20 protein-coding genes are annotated in these 21,824 nt (G+C 72.3%); 9 read left to right on the top strand and 11 right to left on the bottom strand.

Annotation, left to right across the window (positions count from 1 at the left end; translation table 11 throughout):
- Nucleotides 1–133: 133 nt before the first annotated feature.
- The 6 genes from ACQ3I4_RS07890 to ACQ3I4_RS07865 all read right to left on the bottom strand — a co-directional run bounded on the left by ACQ3I4_RS07890 (nt 134) and on the right by ACQ3I4_RS07865 (nt 6,873).
- On the bottom strand, nt 134–1,000 hold the full coding sequence (locus tag ACQ3I4_RS07890; RefSeq protein ID WP_430633268.1) for an ABC transporter permease: 867 nt from the start codon (nt 998–1,000) through the stop codon (nt 134–136).
- Nucleotides 997–1,968, bottom strand: a complete 972-nt coding sequence (locus tag ACQ3I4_RS07885) for an ABC transporter ATP-binding protein (protein WP_430633267.1) — start codon at nt 1,966–1,968, stop codon at nt 997–999. The genes ACQ3I4_RS07890 and ACQ3I4_RS07885 overlap by 4 nt, the downstream gene beginning before the upstream one ends.
- Nucleotides 1,969–2,074: 106 nt before the next feature.
- On the bottom strand, nt 2,075–2,704 hold the full coding sequence (locus ACQ3I4_RS07880) for a response regulator transcription factor (RefSeq protein ID WP_329862012.1): 630 nt from the start codon (nt 2,702–2,704) through the stop codon (nt 2,075–2,077).
- The gene (locus ACQ3I4_RS07875; RefSeq protein ID WP_430633266.1) at nt 2,695–3,981 is read right to left on the bottom strand and encodes a sensor histidine kinase; all 1,287 of its coding nucleotides are present in this window, start codon (nt 3,979–3,981) and stop codon (nt 2,695–2,697) included. Before ACQ3I4_RS07875 ends, ACQ3I4_RS07880 begins: the two co-directional genes overlap by 10 nt.
- Nucleotides 3,978–5,405: a phytoene desaturase family protein gene (locus ACQ3I4_RS07870; RefSeq protein WP_430633265.1), complete on the bottom strand. Its 1,428-nt coding sequence runs from the start codon at nt 5,403–5,405 to the stop codon at nt 3,978–3,980. Before ACQ3I4_RS07870 ends, ACQ3I4_RS07875 begins: the two co-directional genes overlap by 4 nt.
- Nucleotides 5,395–6,873, bottom strand: coding sequence for a glycosyltransferase family 87 protein (locus ACQ3I4_RS07865; RefSeq protein ID WP_430633264.1), 1,479 nt, complete (start codon nt 6,871–6,873; stop codon nt 5,395–5,397). The genes ACQ3I4_RS07870 and ACQ3I4_RS07865 overlap by 11 nt, the downstream gene beginning before the upstream one ends.
- Nucleotides 6,874–6,967: 94 nt before the next feature.
- Here ACQ3I4_RS07865 and ACQ3I4_RS07860 point away from each other — a divergent pair, with 94 nt between their 5' ends.
- Nucleotides 6,968–7,846: a hypothetical protein gene (locus ACQ3I4_RS07860; protein WP_430633263.1), complete on the top strand. Its 879-nt coding sequence runs from the start codon at nt 6,968–6,970 to the stop codon at nt 7,844–7,846.
- 65 nt (nt 7,847–7,911) lie between these two features.
- Entirely contained in the window at nt 7,912–8,997 is a 1,086-nt protein-coding gene (locus ACQ3I4_RS07855) for an inositol-3-phosphate synthase (RefSeq protein WP_329862007.1), read from the top strand.
- 45 nt (nt 8,998–9,042) lie between these two features.
- On the opposite strand, the gene ACQ3I4_RS07850 is transcribed toward ACQ3I4_RS07855, so the two are convergent.
- Nucleotides 9,043–9,672 (bottom strand): MerR family transcriptional regulator, encoded by a 630-nt coding sequence (locus ACQ3I4_RS07850; protein WP_329862006.1) that lies wholly within the window; start codon nt 9,670–9,672, stop codon nt 9,043–9,045.
- Between the two features lie 127 nt (nt 9,673–9,799).
- Between ACQ3I4_RS07850 and ACQ3I4_RS07845 the strand changes: the two genes are divergently transcribed.
- The gene (locus ACQ3I4_RS07845) at nt 9,800–10,315 is read left to right on the top strand and encodes a DUF2306 domain-containing protein (protein ID WP_329862005.1); all 516 of its coding nucleotides are present in this window, start codon (nt 9,800–9,802) and stop codon (nt 10,313–10,315) included.
- Here the strand turns inward: ACQ3I4_RS07845 and ACQ3I4_RS07840 are convergent.
- Nucleotides 10,299–11,984: a formate--tetrahydrofolate ligase gene (locus ACQ3I4_RS07840; RefSeq protein ID WP_430633262.1), complete on the bottom strand. Its 1,686-nt coding sequence runs from the start codon at nt 11,982–11,984 to the stop codon at nt 10,299–10,301. The two genes, ACQ3I4_RS07845 and ACQ3I4_RS07840, sit on opposite strands and share 17 nt — an antisense overlap.
- A 304-nt stretch (nt 11,985–12,288) precedes the next feature.
- Nucleotides 12,289–12,435 carry a hypothetical protein gene (locus ACQ3I4_RS07835; protein ID WP_329862003.1) on the bottom strand — a complete coding sequence of 49 codons (147 nt, stop codon included), beginning with the start codon at nt 12,433–12,435 and terminating at the stop codon, nt 12,289–12,291.
- 534 nt (nt 12,436–12,969) lie between these two features.
- Here ACQ3I4_RS07835 and ACQ3I4_RS07830 point away from each other — a divergent pair.
- The gene (locus tag ACQ3I4_RS07830) at nt 12,970–14,211 is read left to right on the top strand and encodes a DUF418 domain-containing protein (RefSeq protein WP_430633261.1); all 1,242 of its coding nucleotides are present in this window, start codon (nt 12,970–12,972) and stop codon (nt 14,209–14,211) included.
- A gap of 6 nt (nt 14,212–14,217) precedes the next feature.
- On the opposite strand, the gene ACQ3I4_RS07825 is transcribed toward ACQ3I4_RS07830, so the two are convergent.
- Together ACQ3I4_RS07825 and ACQ3I4_RS07820 are read right to left on the bottom strand one after the other, a co-directional pair.
- Nucleotides 14,218–14,808: a histidine phosphatase family protein gene (locus ACQ3I4_RS07825; protein ID WP_329862001.1), complete on the bottom strand. Its 591-nt coding sequence runs from the start codon at nt 14,806–14,808 to the stop codon at nt 14,218–14,220.
- Nucleotides 14,801–16,249 carry a CCA tRNA nucleotidyltransferase gene (locus ACQ3I4_RS07820; protein ID WP_430633260.1) on the bottom strand — a complete coding sequence of 483 codons (1,449 nt, stop codon included), beginning with the start codon at nt 16,247–16,249 and terminating at the stop codon, nt 14,801–14,803. The genes ACQ3I4_RS07825 and ACQ3I4_RS07820 overlap by 8 nt, the downstream gene beginning before the upstream one ends.
- Before the next feature lie 112 nt (nt 16,250–16,361).
- On the opposite strand from ACQ3I4_RS07820, the gene ACQ3I4_RS07815 reads away from it, so the two are divergent.
- From ACQ3I4_RS07815 to trxA, 5 genes are all read left to right on the top strand, one after another.
- The gene (locus tag ACQ3I4_RS07815; protein WP_430633259.1) at nt 16,362–16,895 is read left to right on the top strand and encodes an NUDIX hydrolase; all 534 of its coding nucleotides are present in this window, start codon (nt 16,362–16,364) and stop codon (nt 16,893–16,895) included.
- Nucleotides 16,885–18,582, top strand: coding sequence for a murein biosynthesis integral membrane protein MurJ (murJ, locus tag ACQ3I4_RS07810; RefSeq protein WP_430633258.1), 1,698 nt, complete (start codon nt 16,885–16,887; stop codon nt 18,580–18,582). The genes ACQ3I4_RS07815 and murJ overlap by 11 nt, the downstream gene beginning before the upstream one ends.
- A gap of 99 nt (nt 18,583–18,681) precedes the next feature.
- Nucleotides 18,682–20,310 carry an ABC transporter substrate-binding protein gene (locus tag ACQ3I4_RS07805; protein ID WP_430633257.1) on the top strand — a complete coding sequence of 543 codons (1,629 nt, stop codon included), beginning with the start codon at nt 18,682–18,684 and terminating at the stop codon, nt 20,308–20,310.
- Between the two features lie 102 nt (nt 20,311–20,412).
- Complete coding sequence (gene trxB / locus ACQ3I4_RS07800) at nt 20,413–21,390, top strand: thioredoxin-disulfide reductase (RefSeq protein WP_430633256.1); 978 nt, start codon at nt 20,413–20,415, stop codon at nt 21,388–21,390.
- A gap of 28 nt (nt 21,391–21,418) precedes the next feature.
- The gene (trxA, locus tag ACQ3I4_RS07795; RefSeq protein ID WP_329861995.1) at nt 21,419–21,742 is read left to right on the top strand and encodes a thioredoxin; all 324 of its coding nucleotides are present in this window, start codon (nt 21,419–21,421) and stop codon (nt 21,740–21,742) included.
- Nucleotides 21,743–21,824: the final 82 nt, after the last annotated feature.

The raw sequence follows: 21,824 nt of genomic DNA, 5'->3' as shown, positions 1-21,824 counted from the left end.
GGTGGACCGTCCCCGGCGGGACCCGCTCCCAGGGGTCCCGCCGGGGACGGTGGCGCCCACCGGTCCGGCCGTTCGTTCCGGACCGGTGGGCGCGGTCTGTGGGGCCGGACCCGGGGGTCCGGCGGGGCTGGCGTCAGACGTCGCGGCGGCGCAGCACGAGGGCCGAGACCACGAGGGGGACGATGGCCCAGGCCGCGAGCACGAGGGCCGAGACCCACTGCTCGGGGGCGTCCGGGAACGATTCGGAGGCGATGAGGTTCCCGTAGGCCGCGTCCGGCAGGTACTGCCGGATCGTGACGATGAGGTCGGCCGAGAACGCCATCAGGATCATCGGCAGGACGAACACGAGTCCGGCCAGCGTCACGATCGCTCCGGCCGAGTTGCGCAGCAGGGTCCCGAGCGCGAGGCCGATCAGTGCGATGGCGACGACGAACGCGGCGCCGATCCAGAGCTGGCGCTGGAACGCCTCGCCCGCCGGGTCGAACTCGATCCCGTAGCGGTCCGCGAGGGGCTGGACGGCGACGTAGGCCGCGAGCATCGCCACGACGGTCGTCGCGAACGCCGTCACGGCGGCGATGAGCGCCTTGGCCCCGAGGACGTTGAGCCGGCGCGGCGCGACCGTGAAGGTCGCGCGGGCGGTGCCGGTGGCGAACTCCGAGCTCATCATCATCACGGCGAGCGAGCCGATGATGAGCTGGGCGAACGAGATGCCGCCGGACAGCAGCGTGGCGCCGAGCGTGGCGAACTCCGGATCGGATTCCACGGCCCCCGCCATCTGCGGGTCGGCCGCGGCCTGCTCCAGGACCCAGCCGAAGCTCCAGGTGGAGATCAGGGCGATGCCGACGATGACGGCGACGGTGCAGGCCAGCAGGACGTACGTGGAGGAAAGGGTCGTGAACTTGATCCACTCGGAGCGCAGGATGCGCGCGAAGGTGAGGTCCTTGCCGTTCGGCGCGTGGCGGGGCCCGGCCCCGGGGGCTGCGTGGGTGAGGGTGCTCATCGCTGGGCCTGTCCTTCCAGTTCGGCGGCGTGGGGTGCGGTCTGGACGGGCCCGGGGCCCGCCATGCCGCCGGAGTGGTACTCCACCTCGTCCTTGGTCAGTTCCATGTACGCCTCCTCGAGGGAGGCCTCGAGCGGCGTGAGCTCGTAGACCAGGACGCGGTGGTCGAAGGCGCGTTCGGCGATCGCCCGGGCGGGGACGCCGACGACCTCGAGCTCATCCGGCCCCGTGGGCGTGAGCGTCACGCCGTCGGCCGCCAGGATCCGCATGAGGTCCTGCGGGTCGGGCGTCTTGACCCGGGTCCGGGCCCGGCTCGAGGCCGAGATGATCTCGGTGATGGGCGCGTCCGCGAGGATGCGTCCGCGGCCGATGACGATCAGGTGGTCGGCGGTCTGCGCCATCTCGCTCATGAGGTGGGAGGAGAGGAACACGGTGCGACCCTCCGCGGCGAGGCCGCGGGCGAGGTTGCGCACCCACAGCACGCCCTCGGGGTCGAGCCCGTTGACGGGCTCGTCAAGGATGAGGGTCTGCGGGTCGCCGAGCAGGGCCGCGGCGATGCCGAGCCGCTGCCCCATGCCGAGCGAGAAGCCGCCGACGCGCTTGCGGGCGACGCCGTCGAGGCCCGTGAGCGCGATGACGTCGTCGACGCGGCCGTGGGGGATCCCGTGCGTCGCCGCGAGCATCCTGAGGTGGTTGCGGGCGCTGCGCGACTTGTGGACGGCCTTGGCCTCGAGGAGGGCCCCGGCCTGGCGCAGCGGATCCTTGTGGCGGGTGAAGTCCCCGCCGTTGACGGTGACGTGTCCGGAGGTGGGGCGGTCGAGGCCCACGATCATCCGCATGGTCGTGGACTTGCCGGCGCCGTTGGGGCCGAGGAAGCCCGTGACCTTGCCGGGTTGGACGGTGAACGAGATGCCGTCCACAGCGCGCTTGCGGCCGTAGTTCTTGGCCAGAGAGTCTGCCTGGATCATGGCTTCCACGCTACGCACCGCCCCGGCCCGCGTCGCCGCCCGGGCGGATGATCTTGGGCCGGCACCGCCTCACCCTTCCGGAGGACGCGGCCGGGCCCGCGTGGCCTCAGCGGATGAGGCGCCGCTGCCGGGCCGCGTCGATGGCCGCGGTGCGGTTCTCGACGCCGAGCTTGGCGTAGATGTGGACGAGGTGGGTCTTCACCGTGGCCTCGGAGATGAACATCTCGCGGGCGATCTCCCGGTTCGCGAGCCCGCGGGCGAGCAGTTGGAGGGTCTCCGACTCCCGCGGGCTCAGGTCCCCGGGGTCGTTGCGGGCGGGCCCGAGCCGGGCGGCCAGCCCGGGGGCGAGGACCCGCCGGCCCGCCGCGGCCGCGCGGACGGCGGCCGCGAGCTCGGCCAGCGGAGCGTCCTTGAGGAGGTAGCCGGCCGCCCCGGCGTCGAGGGCGGAGCGGATGTCGGCGTCGGCGTCGTACGTCGTGAGGATGAGGACGGGGGGACCGGAGGCGGCGCGGATCCGGCGCGTGGCCTCGACGCCGTCCAGCCCCGCCATCTGCAGGTCCATGAGGACGACGTCGACGGGTGTGCCCAGCGTCGCCAGGCGCGCGAGCTCGGCGAGGGCGGCCGCCCCGTCCGCCGCCTCCGCGGCGACCTCGAGCCCCGCCTGCTCGGAGAGCACCGCCTTGAGGCCCGCGCGGACCACCGGGTGGTCGTCGACGAGCAGGAGCCTCAGGTCCATGGCGCACCCCCGGTTCCGCCGTCAACGCCGTCAGCGGGGGCGGGCAGGCGGATTCCGACGCCGGTGCCGTCCCCGGGCGCCGCGTCGACCTCGAGGCTGCCCCCGAGCCCGGCGACGCGCTCCCGCAGGGAGGCCAGGCCGAACCCCGTCCCGTCGGCGCGGGGCGCGGAAGGCAGCGCGGCGGGATCGAAGCCGGCCCCGTCGTCGTACACGTCCAGGACGACCTCGCCCGGGAGGTAGCCGAGGGTCACGACCGCACGGCGGGCGCCCGCGTGGGCGACGACGTTGGCGAGGCAGGACTGGGCGGCGCGCACGAGCGTCCGGGCCGTCTCCTGCGGGAGGAGGCGCGCTTCGCCGTCCTGGCGGAAGTGGCAGTCCAGGCCCCCGCCCGGCTCCGCCGTCCGTTCCGCCGCGGCGCAGAGCGCCCCCAGCCGGGCCGCGAGCCCCGCCGCGTCCAGGGCCCCGCCGTCCGGGGCGGAGGGCGCGGCGCCGCGGACGAACTCCCGGGCCTCCGCGAGGTTCTGCGAGGCGACCTCCCCGACTGTTTCGAGCCGTTGGGCTGCCAGCGGCGCGTCGCCCGCGGCGAGCGCGTGGTCCGCGGCGCGGGCGAGCAGCACGATGCTCGAGAAGCCCTGCGCGAGCGTGTCGTGGATGTCGCGGGCCAGCCGGGTGCGCTCGGCGAGGACCCCGGCCCGGTGCTGCTCCCGGGCGAGGGCCGCGCGGGCCCGGCGCAGCTCCTCGAGCGCGCGGTGCTGCGCCACTCCCTCCTCGTAGAGCGCCCGGTAGGCCATGGCCATGACGACGGCGAACACGGCCCCGACGACGGGGCCGACGAGCATCGGCAGGCTCGGGGATCCCGCGTGGAACCACTGCCCGGCGACGACGGCCGCCGTCGTCAGGCACACCGCGGAGACCGCGGCCGGGCGGGAGAGCAGGTGCAGCTGCAGGAAGAAGAGCGGGAACGCGAGCCAGCTGAAGTCCGGGTGCATCGCCATGAGCACGAGCCAGAGGAGGACGACGGCGGCGAGCCAGGTCCGCGCATGGCGTCCCGGGTCGCCCGCGCGGCCCGTGGCGAAGCGGTGCTCCCAGACCGTCCCGGCGAGGTAGACGCCGCCGAGGGCGGCGGCCACGACGGCCGCCCACGCGGCCCTCGCGGTCCCCTCCGTCGCGGCGACGCGGATCAGGCCCACGGCGAGCAGGGACGCGAAGCCGACGTGCAGGCCGAGGCGCAGCACGCGCAGCACGGCCGCGCCGGCGGTGGGGGCCCCGGCGCTCATGCGGTGATCCCGAACTCGTGGCGCAGCGCGCTGCGGGCGGCGAGGTGGCCGCACATCCCGTGGACGGCGGGCCCCGGCGGGGTCGAGGAGGAGCACAGGTAGACGCCGGGAACGGGGGTGCGCCACGGCTCTGGTCCGGGCACGGGGCGGGCGAGCATTCCGGCGAGGTCCACGGCGCCGCCCGCGATGTCCCCGCCGACGAGGTTGGCGTTCGCGGCCTGCAGCGCGGGGGCGGTGTCGCTCCGGGTGGCCAGCACCCGGTCGCGGAAGCCCGGGGCCGCTGCCTCGACGACGTCGGCCATCGCCTCCGCCGGATCCCCGGGGTGGCCGTGCGGCACGTGGGTGTAGCTCCAGACGACGTGGCGGCCCTCCGGGGCGCGCGAGGGGTCCACGACCCCGGGCTGCGAGAGCAGGACGAACGGTTCCCGGGGCGGCACGTGGCGGGCCCGGCGCTCGGCGGCGGCGACGGCGGACGCGCTGCCGCCGAGGTGGACGGTCCCGGCGCGGCCGAGCTCCGGATCGGCCCACGGGACGGGGCCGTCGAGGAGGAAGTGGACGACGGCGGAGCCCGGCCCCCGGCGCGTGCGCAGCAGCCGCTCCCGGTAGCGGTCGGGCAGGGCGGGGACGGCGCGGGCCAGGTCGCCGGGTGAGGTCGCGAAGAGGACGACGGGTTCGGGGATCTCGCGCCGGTCGGCGATCCCGCGGCCGGTCTCGATGTGGCCCCCGTGCGCGGCGAGGAGCCCGGCAAGGGCGTCGGTGACGGCCTGCGAGCCACCGATCGGCACGGGCCAGCCCCCCGCGTGCGCCGTCGCCGCGAGGATCAAGGCGGCGCCTTGCGCGGCCGGGCCGCGCGAGCCTCCCGCGGTGTGGGCGCGGACGCCGGCGAGGAGGGCGGCCGCGCGGGCCGGCAGGGGATCGCGCAGGGCCAGGATCCCCGCGCGGGCCGCGAAGAGCGCCGCGGCCGGCAGGGTCGACGGGCGCGGAAGGCGCAGCAGCGGGTGCAGGAGGAGCTCCGCGAGCTCCGGAACGCGGTCGACGAGCGGGCCGACGAGCCGCCGGTACGCCGGGCCCTCTGCGCCGAGCCCGTCGACGGTGCGCTCGAGGCTCCGCCAGGCGATCGCCGCCCGGCCCGGCAGCACGTGGGCGTAGGACGCCTCCGGGACGGCGAAGCGGACGCGGTCCAGGACGCCCGACGCACGGAAGAAGGGGGAGGCGAGGGCCATCGGGTGGACGGCCGAGCCGGCGTCGTACACCGCCCCCGTCCCAGCCCAGGCGAGCGTGCGCGCGGCCCCGCCCACGGTCGCGTTGGCCTCGTAGACGCGCACGGAGAGCCCCGCGCGGGCCAGGGTCAGCGCCGCGGCGAGGCCGTTGGGGCCGGAGCCCACGACCGCGGCGTCGGCGCGGCCGCCCGGTTCAGGCGCCACCGCGCGGCTCCCGGCCGGCCCGTTCCCGGAGCGCCCCGAGGGCGCCGCCAAGGGTGAAGCGGTCCGGCGCGCCCGCGAAGGGGCCCGCCTGGGGATCGTCCTGGCCCACGCGCCGCACGGGGTCCTCCTCCGGGTGGAGCATGCTGCGAGCGACCCGGTACATGATGTATGCCGTGGCAAGCATATGACCGGCGACGGCGAGGACGTAGAAGGCCGTGGGGAAGGTGTGCTGCTCCTGGATGTCGGCCGCGTTGGCGTAGAGGTACATCCAGATCGCCCAGAAGTGCAGCGCCTCCGCGAGCTGCCACGCGAGGAAGTCCCGCCAGCGCGGCCACGCGAGCGCGGCGAGCGGGATCAGCCACACCACGAATTGGGGCGAGTAGACCTTGTTGACGAGGACGAACGCGGCGACGATCAGGAACAGCAGCTGCGCCAGCCGCGGGCGGCGGGGCGCGGCGAGGCCGAGCGCGGCGATGCCGGCGCAGCTGAGCAGGAAGAGCCAGAACGCCGCGGAGTTGATGAACTCCGCACTGAGCTGCGGGGCCCCCGGCACGGCGGCCGCCGCGACGTTCCAGGCGTGCCACAGCGAGGACAGTCCCGCCTCGCGGTCGCGGGTGAACTCCCAGAAGTGGGACCACGCCGCCGGGTTGGAGAGCATGAACGGCAGGTTCACGGCGAGCCAGGAGGCCGCCGCGCCGCCCGCGGTGGCCAGGAGCGGGCGGAGCCGGCCCGTGCGCAACGCGAGGACCACGACCGCGCCGAGGAACAGGACGGGGTAGAGCTTCATCGCCATGCCGAGGCCCACGAGCACGCCCGCGAGGAACGGCTCGTTCCGTGCGAACGCCAGCACGGCGAAGGCCAGCAGGGCCACGGCCCACAGGTCCCAGTTGATCGTCGAGGCCAGGATCATGCCGGGCGCGACGGCCACCAGGGCGGCGTCCCACGGGCGGCGGCCCGCGGCGCGGGCGGTCGCCACGACCGTGGCGATCCACAGGGCCGCGACGAAGAAGACGTTGAGGTCGAAGAACGCGAGCGAGCGGTCGTAGTCCCCGGGCACGACCATCAGGGCCGTCAGGCTCGCGACGACGGACATCAGGACGGGGTACTCGAACTGTGCCCCGGCCGCGAAGGGCGCGAACGCGTTCTCGGCGAAGCCGCGGGCGTGGAAGAGCGCCGGCCAATCGGAGTAGCACGCCCAGATGTAGCTGTTGGTGCCGCCCCAGCCCTGCGTGCGGCACATGTTCTTCGCGCCGACGGCCGCGAGGGCGGCGACGGTGGTCATCAGGATGAGCACGCGCTCGATGGTCCAGAACCCCGGGCTCACGCGACCGGGATCGGTGTGGCGGCCCAGCGGGCCCCCGAGCACCTCGACGAGCCGGCGCAGCAGTGGGTCGTTGCGGCTCGGAACCGTGATCCGCACGGGGCCGCGGCGCGGCTCCGGAGGAGTGTGGCTCGTGGTCGGGTGCATACGGACCAGCCTATCGGCGCCGCACCCGGTGCGGCCGACCAAACTTCACCCGTCCGTGGCCGCTGCGTCATCCGGCACTCCTAGAGTGTGTCGGGTGAGCAGGGACGCCGGAAGGCCAGAAGTCGCGCGGCCGCGCAGCGGACTGGCCCGGGCCTGGGTCCAGTCGCCGGAACAGCTCGTGTGCGTCGTCGCCGCCCACGAGGCCGGACTGCTGGGCCACCGGACGGAAATCCTCCACCCCTTCTCGGGCGCATGGGCCGACGCCCTGCTCCCCTGCCCGCCCCGGGGTCTGCACGTCAGGGGCGGGGCTGCTCATGCGCACCTCGCCGACGGGGATACCCCCGACCGCTGGGTCGCGGCCCCCGGGACCTGGCACGCCATCCGCCCTGTGCTCGACTCCGGATCCGCCGAGGGCGTCGTCATCGACGACGGAACCTCGCTCCAGCAGCTCGTGCCGGCCCTGTCGCGGGGCACCGGCATCCCCGACGGAATGACCGGGCTCCTCCGGGCCGGCCGGCTCGTGCTGACCTCGGGACTGTCCGTGGAACCCGTCGTCCTCCGCGAGTTCGCGGGGCGCGGCGGCCGATGGGAGGAACAACGCTTCGAGTGCTGGCCGGGCCGGCCGGACCCTCGTCCGTGGATCCAGCGGCTCGTGGTCGTCGGAGACCTTCTCCAGCGGCGCCCGATAGGCGACACCATGGCGCTTCTGACCGTCCTGGCCTCGGATTCCGGCGTCGTCTACCTCGCCGCCACGGAGGACTCCTCGACGATGCTCGCGGCGGTCGACGCCATCCCCGGAGTGCACGTCGAAAGGGACACGGCACCGGTCGTCGCCTTGCTGGACAGGCTGCGACGAGGACACCAGCTGCTCGCCGAGCGGTCCTCGGCGCTCGCGCCCTTCCTTGGATTCCTTGGCCTCCGGGGCGTCCACCTGATGGATCCGCGGGAATACCGCCACGGCCTTCTGACTTAGACTCTTAGCGGCCCCGGCCCGTTCGGCGCGCCGCTTTTCCACGAGTTTCTGCTGAGGAGTCCCCCGTGTCGTCACACCCCATCCGGGTAGCAATCATCGGCGTCGGCAATTGCGCCGCGTCGCTCGTCCAGGGCGTCGAGTACTACAAGGACGCGGATCCGGAGGCCACGGTCCCCGGCCTGATGCACGTGCGGTTCGGGGCGTACCACGTGGGCGACGTCGAGTTCGTCGCGGCGTTCGACGTCGACGCGAAGAAGGTCGGACTCGACCTCGCAGACGCGATCCTCGCGAGCGAGAACAACACCATCAAGATCGCCGACGTCCCGGCCACGGGCGTCACGGTCCAGCGCGGCCACACCCTCGACGGCCTGGGCAAGTACTACCGCCAGACCATCGAGGAGTCCGCCGAGGCGCCCGTGGACATGGTCGCCGCGCTCAAGGAGGCCCGGGTCGATGTCCTGGTCTGCTACCTGCCCGTGGGCTCGGAGGAGGCGGCGAAGTTCTACGCGCAGGCCGCGATCGACGCCGGCGTCGCGTTCGTCAACGCCCTGCCCGTCTTCATCGCGGGGACCCGCGAGTGGGCGGACAAGTTCACGGCCGCGGGAGTGCCGATCGTCGGTGACGACATCAAGTCCCAGATCGGCGCGACCATCACGCACCGCGTCATGGCCCGCCTCTTCGAGGACCGCGGCGTCGTCCTGGACCGCACCTACCAGCTCAATGTCGGCGGCAACATGGACTTCAAGAACATGCTCGAGCGCGACCGCCTCGAGTCGAAGAAGGTCTCCAAGACGCAGGCTGTCACGTCCAACACCTCGGCCGTGCTCGGCGACGACGACGTCCACATCGGCCCTTCGGACTACGTCTCCTGGCTCGACGACCGCAAGTGGGCGTTCGTGCGCCTCGAGGGACGCAACTTCGGCGACGCGCCCGTTTCGCTCGAGTACAAGCTCGAGGTCTGGGACTCCCCGAACTCCGCGGGCGTGATCATCGACGCGGTCCGCGCGGCCAAGATCGCCCTGGACCGGGGCGTCGGCGGCCCCCTGCTTTCGGCGTCGTCCTACTTCATGAAGTCCCCGCCGGAGCAGTACAACGACGACGCCGCGCGCGAGAAGGTCGAGGCCTTCATCCGCGGCGACGTGGAGCGCTGACCCGCAACTTCACGGCGGCCTACGGCCCCGGCACGCGCCGGGGCCCTACTGTTCGGCGCCGAATCGGCGCCCGGCCTGGCTGGCCTGGGCGACGGCGAGCATCCGGACCAGGAGGCCGTTCTGCAGGTGCATCGCGGTGGCGGCCTCGATGACCATCTGTTCGAGGCCGCGTTCTCCGGCGGTCCGCAGGGAGGTCGCGAGGTCCGCCTCGGCGATCTGCTGGACCGCGCGGGCGTAGACGTCGAGCCGGCCGGGCACGGGCTCGGCCCCCAGGGAGCGCATGAGCGCGAGCTGGGCCCGCAAGGCGGCGTGCGCGGCGCCGCCGGGCCCACCCCATCCGTGCCGCGCCTCGAGCGCGTCGGCTGCGGGGTCCGACGCCGGCGCGTCCACCGCGTCCTGGTCCAGTCCCAGCACGGCCGCCTGGACATAGCCGAGCAGCTCGAGGGGATCCCCGACGTCGATGCGTTCGACGACGCCGCGGAGGGCGCCGATCGACAGTCCGGCCACCGAGCGGAGGGCCCGGATCATCTCGACGCGGTCCACGTGGCGCTGACCGTAGTCGGCGAGGGTCGCGTGGACCGCCTCGCCCGGCGGCAGGAGCCCCTCGCGCAGGTAGAACTTCAGGCTCGCGGTGCTGGCGCCCGTGTGCGCCGCGAGTTCGCTGAGCTTCATCATGCTCCCTTCGACGTGGATTCCGTTGTCCTCATTCCGCTGCCCTCCGGGCCACAGGCTCCCGTGGAGAGTGCGCGCGCCCGCGAAGATCCTGCTTCCCCCAGCTGGATAGTGTAACTATCCTATAAGCATGGACGGCCAGAATCCGCTCTTGACCCAACCGGTGGTCTACCTCCACGCCGTGGCTGCTGCCTACGTCCTGGTGCTCGGCCCGTTCCAGCTGCTGCGCCGACGACGCGACAGGCTTCACCGGGCCGTCGGGCGATCGTGGGTCGCCGCGATGGCGGTGGTCTGCGTCAGCAGCTTCTGGATCGGCCATGGATTCTCCTGGCTCCACGTCCTGGCCCTCTGGACCCTGTTCTCGGTGGGCCTCGGCGTGTTCTCGATCCTGCGCGGCAATGTGCCGGCGCACCGCTACAACATGCTGGGCTCGTATCTGGGAACGGTCGCGGCGTTCGGCTTCGCCACGGCGGTTCCCGGACGTTCGATCCCCGAGCTGGCCGCCCAGTACCCGGCCACGCTCGGCATCGGCGTCGCGGTCGTCCTGGCCACCGCGGCCGCCCTGGTGGCCACGTTCCGCGCCGCCCCGGCGCTGACCCCGCCGCCCGCCGGCCGCCAGCCGGACCGGGCTAGAACAGCCCCGTGATGTTTCCCTCGGCGTCGACGTCCATGCGCTGGGCGGCCGGCTGCTTCGGCAGCCCGGGCATGGTCATGACGTTGCCCGTCAGTGCGACGATGAAGCCCGCCCCCGTCTTGGGGATCAGGTCCCTCACGTGCAGCGTGAAGCCCTCGGGCGCGCCGAGGAGGGAGGCGTCGTCGGAGAACGAGTACTGCGTCTTGGCCATGCACACCGGCAGGGTGTCCCAGCCGTTGGCGCGGATCTCCCCGAGCCGGCGGCGGGCAGCGGCCGAGAACTCGACGGTCCCGCCGCGGTAGAGCTCGCGCACGATGAGCCCGATCTTCTCCTCGACCCCCAGCTCGAGCGGGTAGAGCGGGCGCGCCGACTCCTGCGAGGCGAGCGCGTCGGCGACGTGCGCGGCCAGCTCGCGACCGCCGTCGCCGCCGCGCGCCCACACGTCGGCGACGGCCGCGCGGACGCCGTGCTCCGCGCACCAGCCCGTCACGGCGTCGAGCTCCGCGGCCGTGTCGGCGCCGAAGCGGTTGACGGCCACGATCGGCTCCACCCCGAAGCGTCGGATGTTCTCCACGTGCCGGGCCAGGTTCGGCAGTCCCGCCCGCACGGCCTCGACGTCCTCGCCCGCGAGGCGGTCCTTGGGGACGCCGCCGTGCATCTTCAGCGCCCGGACGGTGGCCACGAGGACGACGGCGGACGGCTGGCACCCGGCGTACCTCGCCTTGATGTCCATGAACTTCTCGGCCCCGAGGTCCGAGCCGAAGCCCGCCTCGGTGACGACGACGTCGGCGAGGCGGCGGGCCGTGTTCGTGGCGATCGCCGAGTTGCAGCCGTGCGCGATGTTGGCGAACGGTCCGCCGTGGATGAGCGCCGGGGTGCCGGCGATGGTCTGGACGAGATTGGGCTTCACGGCGTCCTTGAGCAGCATGGCCATGGCGCCCTCTGCCCCGAGCTCCGCGACGGAGACCGGGCGGCGGTCGAAGGTGTAGCCGATGGTCATCCGGCCGAGCCGCTCCTTGAGGTCCTCCAGGCCGGTCGCGAGGCAGAAGACCGCCATGACCTCGGAGGCCACGGTGATGTCGAAGCCGTCCTCGCGTGGCATCCCCTCCGTGGGGCCGCCCAGGCCGATCACGATGTTGCGCAGCGCGCGGTCGTTCATGTCCAGGACCCTCTTGAAGGTGATCCGCCGCGGATCGATCCCGAGCTCGTTGCCCTGGTGCAGGTGGTTGTCCACGAGCGCCATGAGGAGGTTGTTGGCGCTCGTGATCGCGTGGAAGTCACCCGTGAAGTGGGTGTTGATGTCCTCCATCGGGAGCACTTGCGAGTATCCGCCGCCCGTGGCGCCGCCCTTGATCCCGAAGATCGGCCCCAGCGACGGCTCGCGCAGGGCGATCATGGTCCGGTGCCCCGTGAGGGCGAGGGCGTCTCCGAGCCCGACCGTGACCGTGGACTTGCCCTCGCCGGCGGGAGTCGGGGACATGGCGCTGACCAGGACCACCCGCCCCGGTTCCCCCGTCGCGGCGGGCAGGCGTCCCACGTCGATCTTCGCCTTGGCCCGCCCATAGGGCTCGAGCGCCTCGGCCGGGATGCCCGCCGCGGCGGCGATGTCCGCAATGGGACGCAGCGTGGCCCGCTGCGCGATCGCGAGGTCGTTCATGTCGGTTCCGGACGTCGTTGTCATGGATTCCGTTCCTGTCCTGGGGCCCCGGGGTCTCCGCGGCGCTGCAACCAAGCTACCAATCAGGACCCCCGGACGCGGCAAAGCCCGCCGGTCAAGCCGGCGGGCTTTGCGGTCGGTGCTGGCAGTCGTCTCATGTCTCCTCCTGGGTGGGCCGCTGAACTGGCCGGCGGTGCCGGCGGCGTGCCCGCCTAACGAAGGCGGTAGAGCATTTCCACGGGTAGCTGTGACTCGTGGCGGGTACGGTGCTGCGGGTTGAACCGGGTGGTCGTCCGGTCCCGCTTGTGCCGTCGCTGCTGCATCTGCATCACCTCCGATCCTGGGATCGAAGGGACATCGCCGGCAGGGCCGGCGTGCGCTTCGCCGGCCGGGCGCTGAGCACCTCGGGGCCGGAGAAGATGAACTCGGCGGAACGCGCCGGGGTCAGGGTGGGGGTGGTGGATTGGGCGGACATCGCTGCTCTTCCTGCTGAGAACCTCTGGGATGGGGAGGCCTCGGGAGCAGCGTCCGTCGGGACGGCTGGTGCGCGGTTCTAGCGGGGCGCTGTTCCAGAGGCGGGTGCGATGGCACGGGCACGACGGCCGATGCCGGTCGGAGCGGTAAACACTCCGCCGAAGTCCAAGTTGTTCATCACGATTCCCACCTCCTTCAGGTGAACAGGCCGGCAAGCCGGCGGTCCGATCTGGTCCTGTGACCGGGCAAGTCTCATTGAGACTTCTCAATCACAGGTTCAAAGGTACATCACGATCCTCATGCACCGCCAGCCCCCGGAGGGAATTCCCGGATAAATCCATCGACTCCCGGCGTGTCCCGCACGACACGCCGAACGAACGGTTCCCGTGCCGCCGGGAAACGGGAGGCTTCGCCCCGCCACCGCGCTTCAGGCGTGGCGGGTCAGGGTGCCGTGGCGACGTGCTCCTTGAGGCTGACGCCGAAGATCGTCCTTCCGGGCGGTTCGCGTCGGCGACGGGCTTCCTACGCTGGAGGCATGAGCGAACAGCAGCAGTCTCCCTTGGCCGCAGGGTCCAGCGACGCCGGTCTCCCGGCTGGCGCACCGGCGGTCCGGCGCCTCGCCGAACTCGACGCGCTCCGGGCCTTCGCCTTGCTGGGGATCTTCCTGGTCAACGTGCAGTTCTTCGCCGATCCGGCCCGCTTCGAGGGGCTCCCCACGCCGCAGGACCCGGCCGGGACGGCCGTCCTCGCGTTCGTCGCCGCGCTGTTCACCGGGAAGTTCTACATCCTCTTCTCGTTCCTCTTCGGCTACAGCTTCGTCCTGCTCTGGAACGCGTGCCACCAACGGGGGCAGGACATCGTTCCCGTCGCCCTGCGCCGCTTTGGTTCCCTGTTGGCCCTCGGCCTGGCCCACGGCCTGCTGCTCTTCACGGGCGACATCCTCGTGGGCTACGCGATCGGCGGCGCCGTCCTGCTCGCCTCCCGCGCGATCCGCGTCCGCACGGCCACGCGCCTCGGGATCTGGATCGTGGCGGCCATCGGCGTCCTGATGGGCCTCCTGGCCGGCCTCATGGCCCTGATCGAGCCGTGGCTGGCCTCCGATCCCGCGTTCACCGCCGCGCTCGAGGCGGCGGCACGTCCGGCGGAGGAAGGGCACCTGGCCTCCAACCTCGCCCTCTACCCGACCACCCTGGGCGGCATCCTGATCGGCCAGGTCCCCTTGGTGCTCGGGCTCTTCTTCCTCGGCCTCGCCTCCGGCAAGGCCCGGCTCCTGGAACGCGGCATCACCCCGCGCACGCTGCGCCGGACCGCGCTGACCGGCCTGGCCGTGGGCCTGCCCGGCGCAGCGGTCAGCGCCTGGGGCGCCGAGCTTTCCCAGTCCTACACCGGCTTCGTGGCCGCGTTCGCCGCGTCGACCCTGACGGGTCCGTTCCTCACCGCCGCCTACGTCTGTCTGCTGCTGCTCGCCTTCCGGACCGCGCCGGGCGGCCGGCTGCGCGCTGCCCTCGCGCCCGCCGGGCGCATGGCCCTGAGCAACTACCTCGCCCAGTCCGTGGTGATGTGCCTCGTGTTCACGGACTACGGGCTGGACCTGGCGGGCTCCCTGCACCCCGGCTCCGTCGTCGCGCTGTGCCTCGGGGTCTACGCCCTGCAGCTCGCCGTGAGCGCCCTGTGGATGGCGCGCTTCGGCTACGGGCCCGTGGAAGGGCTCTTGCGGGCAGCCACCTACTGGCGCCGCCCCACGTGGGCGCCGCGGTCCGCGGACACCGCCGCGTAGCCGCGCCTACAGCCCCCAGGCCTCGATCGCCGGGGAGCGCTTGTCCCAGCCGAGACGGCACAGGCCGGCGGTCCCGAGGATGAAGTGCCGGCCGTAGCCGGCGTCGAGCCCGAGCCAGCGGGCCGTGACGACGCGGGAGAAGTGGCCGTGGGAGACCAGGAGCGCGTTGCCTCCTCCGGCGAGCTCGGTGCGGACGCGGTCGATCACGCTGTCCGCCCGGGCCCCGACCTGCTCGAGGGTCTCGCCCCCGGGCACGCCGTCGTCCCAGATCAGGTAGGAGGGGTTCTCCGCCCGCACGTCCGCCGAGTTCACGCCCTCGTATCCGCCGTAGTCCCATTCGTGGGCCCACGGAACCTGCTCGGCGTCCGGGAATCCGGCCAGCTCGGCCGTGCGCCGGGCCCGCTGCAGCGGGCTCGTCATGACCAGGTCGAAGGCGGTACCGGCCTCGCGCACCGCGGCCAGTCGGCCGCCCGCGCCGCGCGCCTGCTCCTCGCCCTCGGCCGTCAGGGGAAGGTCGGTCAGGCCCGTGTACTGGCCGCTGCGGGACCATTCGGTCTCGCCGTGGCGCAGCAGCCAGAGGCGGGGCAGCTCATTCATGGGTGGGTTCCTTTGCTTCGGGTTGTCCGGACCACCAGGCACGCAGCACGGCCTCGGCGGCCGGCCGGTCCATGGGGCCGTTCTCGAGGCGCATCTCGAGCATGTGGCGATAGGCGCGGCCCACGACGGGCCCGGGCTCCAGGCCCAGCAGCTCCATGATGGCGCCGCCGTCGAGGTCGGGGCGGACGGCGTCGAGCTCCTCCTGCTCGGCAAGCTCGGCGATGCGCGTCTCGAGGTCGTCGTAGGCGAACGCGAGCCGTTCGGCCTTGCGGCGGTTGCGCGTGGTGACGTCGGAGCGGGTCAGCCGGTGCAACCGTTCAAGGTACGGGCCGGCGTCCGTGACGTAGCGGCGCACCGCGGAGTCCGTCCATCCGGCGTCTCCGTAGCCGTAGAAGCGCATGTGCAGCTCCACGAGCCGGGCGACGGCCTTGATGGTGTCGTTGTCGAAGCGCAGCGCACGCATCCGCTTCTTGACCAGCTTGGACCCGACGGCATCGTGGTGGCGGAAGGAGACCGCCCCGGACGGTTCGAAGCGCCGCGTCGCCGGCTTGCCGACGTCGTGCATGAGTGCCGCGAAACGCAGGACGAAGTCCGGACCGGGCACGGGCCCGTCCGGACCGGACTCGAGGGAGGCGGCCTGCTCGAGCACCTGCAGGGAGTGCTGGTAGACGTCCTTGTGCCGGTGGTGCTCGTCGAGCTCAAGGCGCAGCGCGGAGACCTCGGGCAGGACGTGGTCCGCCAGGCCCGTCTCCACGAGCAGGTCCACACCCGCCCGCGGCGCGGCCCCGTTGACGAGCTTGACGAGCTCGTCGCGGACGCGCTCGGCGGAGATGATCCCGATCCGATCCGCCATCCCCGTCATCGCGGCACGCACCCCGTCGGAGACGCGGACGCCCAGCTGGGACGCGAACCGCGCCGCGCGCATCATGCGCAGGGGGTCGTCGGAGAAGGAGGACTCGGCGGCCCCGGGGGTCCGGATCACGCCCGCCGCGAGGTCCGTGTAGCCGCCGAACGGGTCCACGAGCTCGAGCGAGGGCAGGCGCAGGGCCATCGCGTTCATGCTGAAGTCCCGGCGGAAGAGGTCGTCCTCGAGCGAGGTCCCGAAGGCCACCCGTGGTTTGCGCGAGGCGGGGTCGTAGGCCTCCGCCCGGTACGTCGTGACCTCAATGGTGTGCTCGCCCTTGCGCAGCGCGATCGTCCCGAAGGCGCGCCCGACCTCCCACGTCGCGTCCGCCCAGCCCGCCACCGCCTCGAGGGTGCCGTCCGGCGTCGCGTCCGTCGTGAAGTCGAGGTCCGGGGACACGCGCCCCAGGAACAGGTCGCGGACGGGGCCGCCGACGAGGGAGAGCTCGTGGCCGGACGCCGCGAAACGGCGCGCCAGCTCGAACACCACATCGGGAAGGAGCCCTTCGAGCGCGGAGGGCGGAGGAAGCTGCTGCATAGTCCTTTAACCTTGCCAGACTTTCACGCGATTGCCCCGCCCGCGCCGCCGGACGCGCGGGCCCCCCACGGGTCCGGCACCCGGGGCGGCAAACATCGCTAGAGTGGACTGCATGGCCCATCCCGTCCCCAGCGCCCCGAAGCGCACGCCGTTGACTGCGTCAATGGCGCATGCGCAGGCGCAGCCGGGCCACCACAGCCTCCCGACGGTCGAGGAGGTCTCCTCCGGCGGCGTCGTCGTGGACCTGGGCCGGCCGGAGCTGCCCGTGGCGATCATCGCCCGGTACAACCGCGGGGGACGGCTCGAGTGGTGCCTGCCGAAGGGCCATCCCGAGGGACGCGAGTCCAACGAGGAGGCCGCGGTGCGGGAGGTCGAGGAGGAGACCGGGATCGCGGGACGCGTCCTGGCCCCACTCGGCAGCATCGACTACTGGTTCACGGTCACGAGCTACCGCGTGCACAAGACCGTCCACCACTTCCTGCTCGAGGCCACGGGCGGCGAGCTGACCATCGACAACGACCCGGACCACGAGGCCGTCGACGTCGCCTGGGTGCCCATCGCCGAGCTGGGGAAGCGCCTGTCCTTCCCCAACGAGCGCCGCATCGCCGAGCTCGCCAGGGACGTCCTTCCGCGCCATGTCGACTAGGCCGGACACCCCGGCCTCCGGCGGCCGCTCCAGGGCCTACGCGCTCATGGCCAGCGGGACCACGGTCTCGCGCGTGCTCGGCTTCGTCCGCACCGCCCTGCTCGCCGTCGCCATCGGCTCCGCGACGCCCGTCGCGGACATCTTCGAAAAAGCCAACGTCATCCCGACGATCATCTTCATGCTGCTCGCGGGCGGCATCTTCAACGTCGTGCTCGTCCCCCAGCTCATCAAGGCCTCCAAGGCCGCGGACCGCGGCGCCGAGTACACCTCGAAGCTGATCACGCTCACCGTGGTGGTGATGGCCGCCGCGACGGTGCTGCTGACGCTCCTGGCCGGGCCAATCATCAAGGTACTGACCCTGAACTGGCAACCGGACATGCTGGCCCTGGGCACGGCGTTCGCCTACTGGTGCCTGCCCCAGCTCTTCTTCTACGGCGTCTACGCCGTCGTGGGCCAGGTCCTGAACGCCCACGGCCGCTTCGGCGCGTACATGTGGGCGCCGGTTGTGAACAACGTCGTGCAGATCGCCGTGATCGGCACCTTCATCGGCCTCTTCGGCGCGTATTCGGGCCAGCCGGGGCAGCTCGCGGCCTGGACCGGCACCCAGACGGTGCTCCTGGCCGGCGGTTCGACCCTGGGCATCGCCCTGCAGGCCCTCGTCCTCTTCCTGCCGCTGCGCCGCACGGGGCTGCACATCCGTCCCTCGTTCGGCTGGCGCGGCATGGGCCTGCGCCACGTCGGCAGGATCGCCGCGTGGACCCTTGCGTCGATGACGGTCGGCAACATCGCCTCGCTGCTCTACTCGCGCCTCGTCTCCGAGGCCACGGCGGCGCGCGAGCAACTGCCGCCCGGCAGCGGCCCCGTCGCGGGCGAATACGCGCTCAACACCTCCCAGCTCATCACGGTCCTGCCGCACTCGATCTTCGCCCTGTCGCTCGCCACGGTCCTCTTCAACGAGCTCACCCGGGCATTCCACGACGGCGAGCGGAAGCGGATCCCGGAGCTGCTCTCCCACGGACTGCGGACGACGGCGGTGCCGATGGTCTTCGCGACCGTCGCCATCGTGGTCCTCGCCGGGCCGCTCGGCCGGCTCTTCGGCGGCACGGCGCCGAACAGCGCGGAGCAGGGCGCCCTGATCGGGCAGCTGCTCCTGCTCACGGCGCTCGGGCTGCCCTTCAAGAGCGCGCACTTCTTCCTGATCCGCGTCTTCTACGCGGAGGAGGACACGAAGACCCCGATGCTCATCCAGTCGGTCGTCGCCGTCGCCGGGCTCGCCGCGGCGTTCACGGCCTCGGCCTTGCTGCCGGCCACGCGGATCACGGTCTTCATGGCCTTGCTGTTCGGCGTCACGAACATCCTCTCCGCGGTGATCGCCCACGTCCTGGTGGTGCGCCGCTACGGGCGCTACGGCGTCGGAGGGGTGATCGACACCTACGTGCGCGTGGGCTGGATGGCCGTGGTCTCCGGTGCTGCCGGCGCCGCGGTGCTGTGGCTCCTGGGCGGATACTCGCGCGGCTTCGCATGGTCCTCGATCCAGGGCGCCCTGGTCAGCTGCGCGGTGGTCGGCGCCGTGATGGCGGCCGTATACCTCGTGCTGCTGCGCAACGCGCGGGTGCCGGAGCTCGAGGACTTCCTGGGCCCCGTGGCCCGTCGGATCCCCGCCCCGGGCCGCCGACGACGTCGTTGAGCGCGGACCGTTCCCGGGTGGAGCGGACGCACGCGGGTAGCATGGAAACAGCAGTGAACGGGTGAACCCTACCCACACACCGATCCCCGGGAGTACATAGTGTCGCAGCCCATCGACGTCGGAGCCGTGCTCGGCGGCCGCTACAAGGTCACGGACCACATCCTGACGTCCGCCGACGGCGACGTGGTCCTCGACGGCGTCGACCAGGTCCTGAACCGGCGGGTGAGCATCCTCGTCGCCTCGGCCGGTAACGCGAGCCAGATCGCCACGAGCGCGCGCGAGATCGCCACGGGGGAACGCTACGGCGCCATGCAGGTCCTGGACCTGGGGATCTCCGACGGGACCACGTACCTCATCACCAATACGGCGGACGCCGCGGACCTGCTGGACCTCGTGATCGAGCGCGACGCCCCCTACGTCGAGCCCTTCTACACCGACACGCTGGGCTCGGAGATCTTCGGCGTGGCCCGCTCCCACGAGCCGCAGGTCTACGAGGACGACGACGAGTACTACCGCGAGCTCGCCGAGCAGGAGGAGAACCGTCCCGGCGTGATGGACAAGCTTCCCGAGCTGAACCTGGGCGAGAAGCTGTCCGGCTGGAAGGCCCGCCTCGGACGGGGCCGGGACGGGGACCAGGACGACGCCGATGCCGCCTCCGCGGACCGGCGCGCCCGGGGTGCGGGTGCGGGTGCAGTGGGCGCGGCCGGCGCCGCAGCTGCGGCCGGTGCCGCCGCGGCATCCTCGCGGAAGCCCGAACCGAAGGCGGCGGACGCGCCCGAGCCCGGCTCCGGCGTCGTACCCCCGCGCCCGAGCACCCCGCCGCGGACCTCCGACAAGGTCTCCCTCTACACCGGGGACGACGCCCAGGAACCCCCGGAGGAGACCGGGCCCATCGGGCAGCCGGCCGGCGATTCGACGAGCGCGCTCGGGACCGTCCCCGCCGCGCCGCGCCAGCCCACCCCGGACGAGCGACGCGCGTCGGTGTTCCCCGCCGCGGCCCGTGACTACGAATACGAGAACACCGAGGACGACTACTACGAGGAAGAGGACGAGCAGGAGGGCGGCAACCGGATCGGGCGCCTCGTGGTCGGAGGCATCCTCGGCGTCGTGCTGATCCTCGCCGTCGTCTTCGCCTTCAACAACCTGCTGCCCCGCAACGGGGGCCCCGTCGCCGGCGACACGACGAGCCAGTCCTCGCCGGATGGCGCGACGAGCTCCGAGCCCGGCAGCAGCAGCGCCGAGCCGCCGCAGGTGGAGCCCGTGACGCCCGTCATCGCGGGTCTGACCCGCGTGGTCCCGGGCAACCAGGAGCTCAACGCGGACACGGATTCGACGCTCGTGCGGGCGATCGACGGCAACCCGGCCACGATCTACGCGTCCTACTCCTACACCCAGCCCCGCTTCGGCGGATTCGCCTCCAACATGGTGCTCGTCGTCGAGCTCGAGGAGGAATCCGACGTCTCGCAGGTCGAGCTCTCCGGCCTCAACGGCAGCGGCGGGGCGTTCGAGATCCGGGTCGGCAACAGCGACGACCTCGGATCCGCCACTGAGGTCACCTCCGGCTCCTTCACGGGACCGACCGTCACCGTTCCCGTGAGCGGCGAGGGCGACGGACCGGCCCGGGCGCAATACGTGTTCATCAACGTGACCGAGCTCCCGCGGCTCGCATCCGCGGCCAACAGCTCGCGGCCGTATGGCCTGCAGGTGGCCGAAATCAAGGTGTCCTGACGTAGCAGAGGCAGGGAATACCGCCGGGCACCGTACCGTTGTGCTGGGCAGACTCGATCACATCCTCCGGCGCCGCCGGACCAACAGGGAGGTTCACCGCGCGTGGCCACTGAAGCAAACGACGCCGTCCGCGATGTCATCATCGTCGGTTCCGGCCCCGCCGGGTACACCGCCGCCGTCTACACGGCGCGCGCCAACCTGAACCCGCTCGTCGTCGCCGGTTCCGTGACCGCCGGCGGCGAGCTCATGAACACGACCGACGTCGAGAACTTCCCGGGCTTCCGCGAGGGGATCATGGGTCCGGACCTCATGGACAACATGCAGGCCCAGGCCGAGCGATTCGGCGCGGAGATCCTCTTCGAGGACGTCGTCTCCGTGGAGCTCGAAGGCCCCGTGAAGCAGGTCGTCCTCGGTAACGGCGACGTCCACCGGGCCCGCGCCGTCATCCTCTCCACCGGATCCGCCTACCGCGAGCTCGGCGTCCCGCGGGAGAAGGAGCTCTCCGGCCACGGCGTGTCCTGGTGTGCGACGTGCGACGGCTTCTTCTTCCGCGACCAGGAGATCGCCGTCGTCGGCGGCGGGGACTCCGCGATGGAAGAGGCGCTCTTCCTGACGAAGTTCGCCTCCAAGGTCACGGTCATCCACCGCCGGGACTCGCTGCGTGCCTCCAAGATCATGGCCGACCGCGCCCTGGAGCACCCGAAGATCGAGTTCATCTGGAACACCGCCGTCGAGGCCTTCGAGGGCGAGGCCAAGGTCAGCGGCGTGAAGCTGCGCAACCTCGTCGACGGCAGTCAGACCACGCTCGCCGTCACCGGCGTCTTCGTCGCGATCGGCAACGACCCGCGCACCGAGCTGATCAAGGACGTCCTGGAGCTGACGCCCGAGGGCACCATCTCCGTCCAGGGTCGCACATCCAAGACCAACCTGGAGGGCGTCTTCGCCGCGGGCGACGTCATCGACCCCACGTACCGCCAGGCCGTCACGGCCGCGGGATCCGGCTGCGTCGCCGCCCTCGACGTCGAGCACTACCTCGCCAACCATGCCGCGGCACCCGCCGCGAGCGCCTCCGTCAGCTAGCGTCCACCACCACCGAAAGGGGCCCACCTTGAGCCACGCAAAAGACGTCACCGACGCCACCTTCCAGTCCGATGTCCTCGAGGCCTCCAAGCCGGTCATCGTGGACTTCTGGGCCGAGTGGTGTGGACCGTGCCGCAAGCTCAGCCCGATCCTGGACCAGATCGCCGCTGAGCACGCGGAGAAGGTCGAGGTCGTGAAGGTCAACGTCGACGACAACCCGGGCATCGCCGCCAAGTACGGCATCACGAGCATCCCCGCGGTCTTCGTGTTCCAAGGCGGCGAGCACGTCGCCACGTCCATCGGCGCGAAGCCGAAGCAGGTCATCGAGCAGGAGTTCGCCGAGTACCTCTAGCCGCCGCTCCCCGAAGAGGCCTTCTGGATCCCCCCACCAAGTAGTTTCGGTGGGGGGATTCGCCTTGATGGGCGAGTCTCTG

The organism is Zafaria sp. Z1313 (genome assembly GCF_050563205.1).
Classification (GTDB): Bacteria; Actinomycetota; Actinomycetes; order Actinomycetales; family Micrococcaceae; genus JAZDCJ01.
Note: the sequence above shows the minus strand (reverse complement) of the source record. Positions and strands in the feature narration are given on the sequence as shown.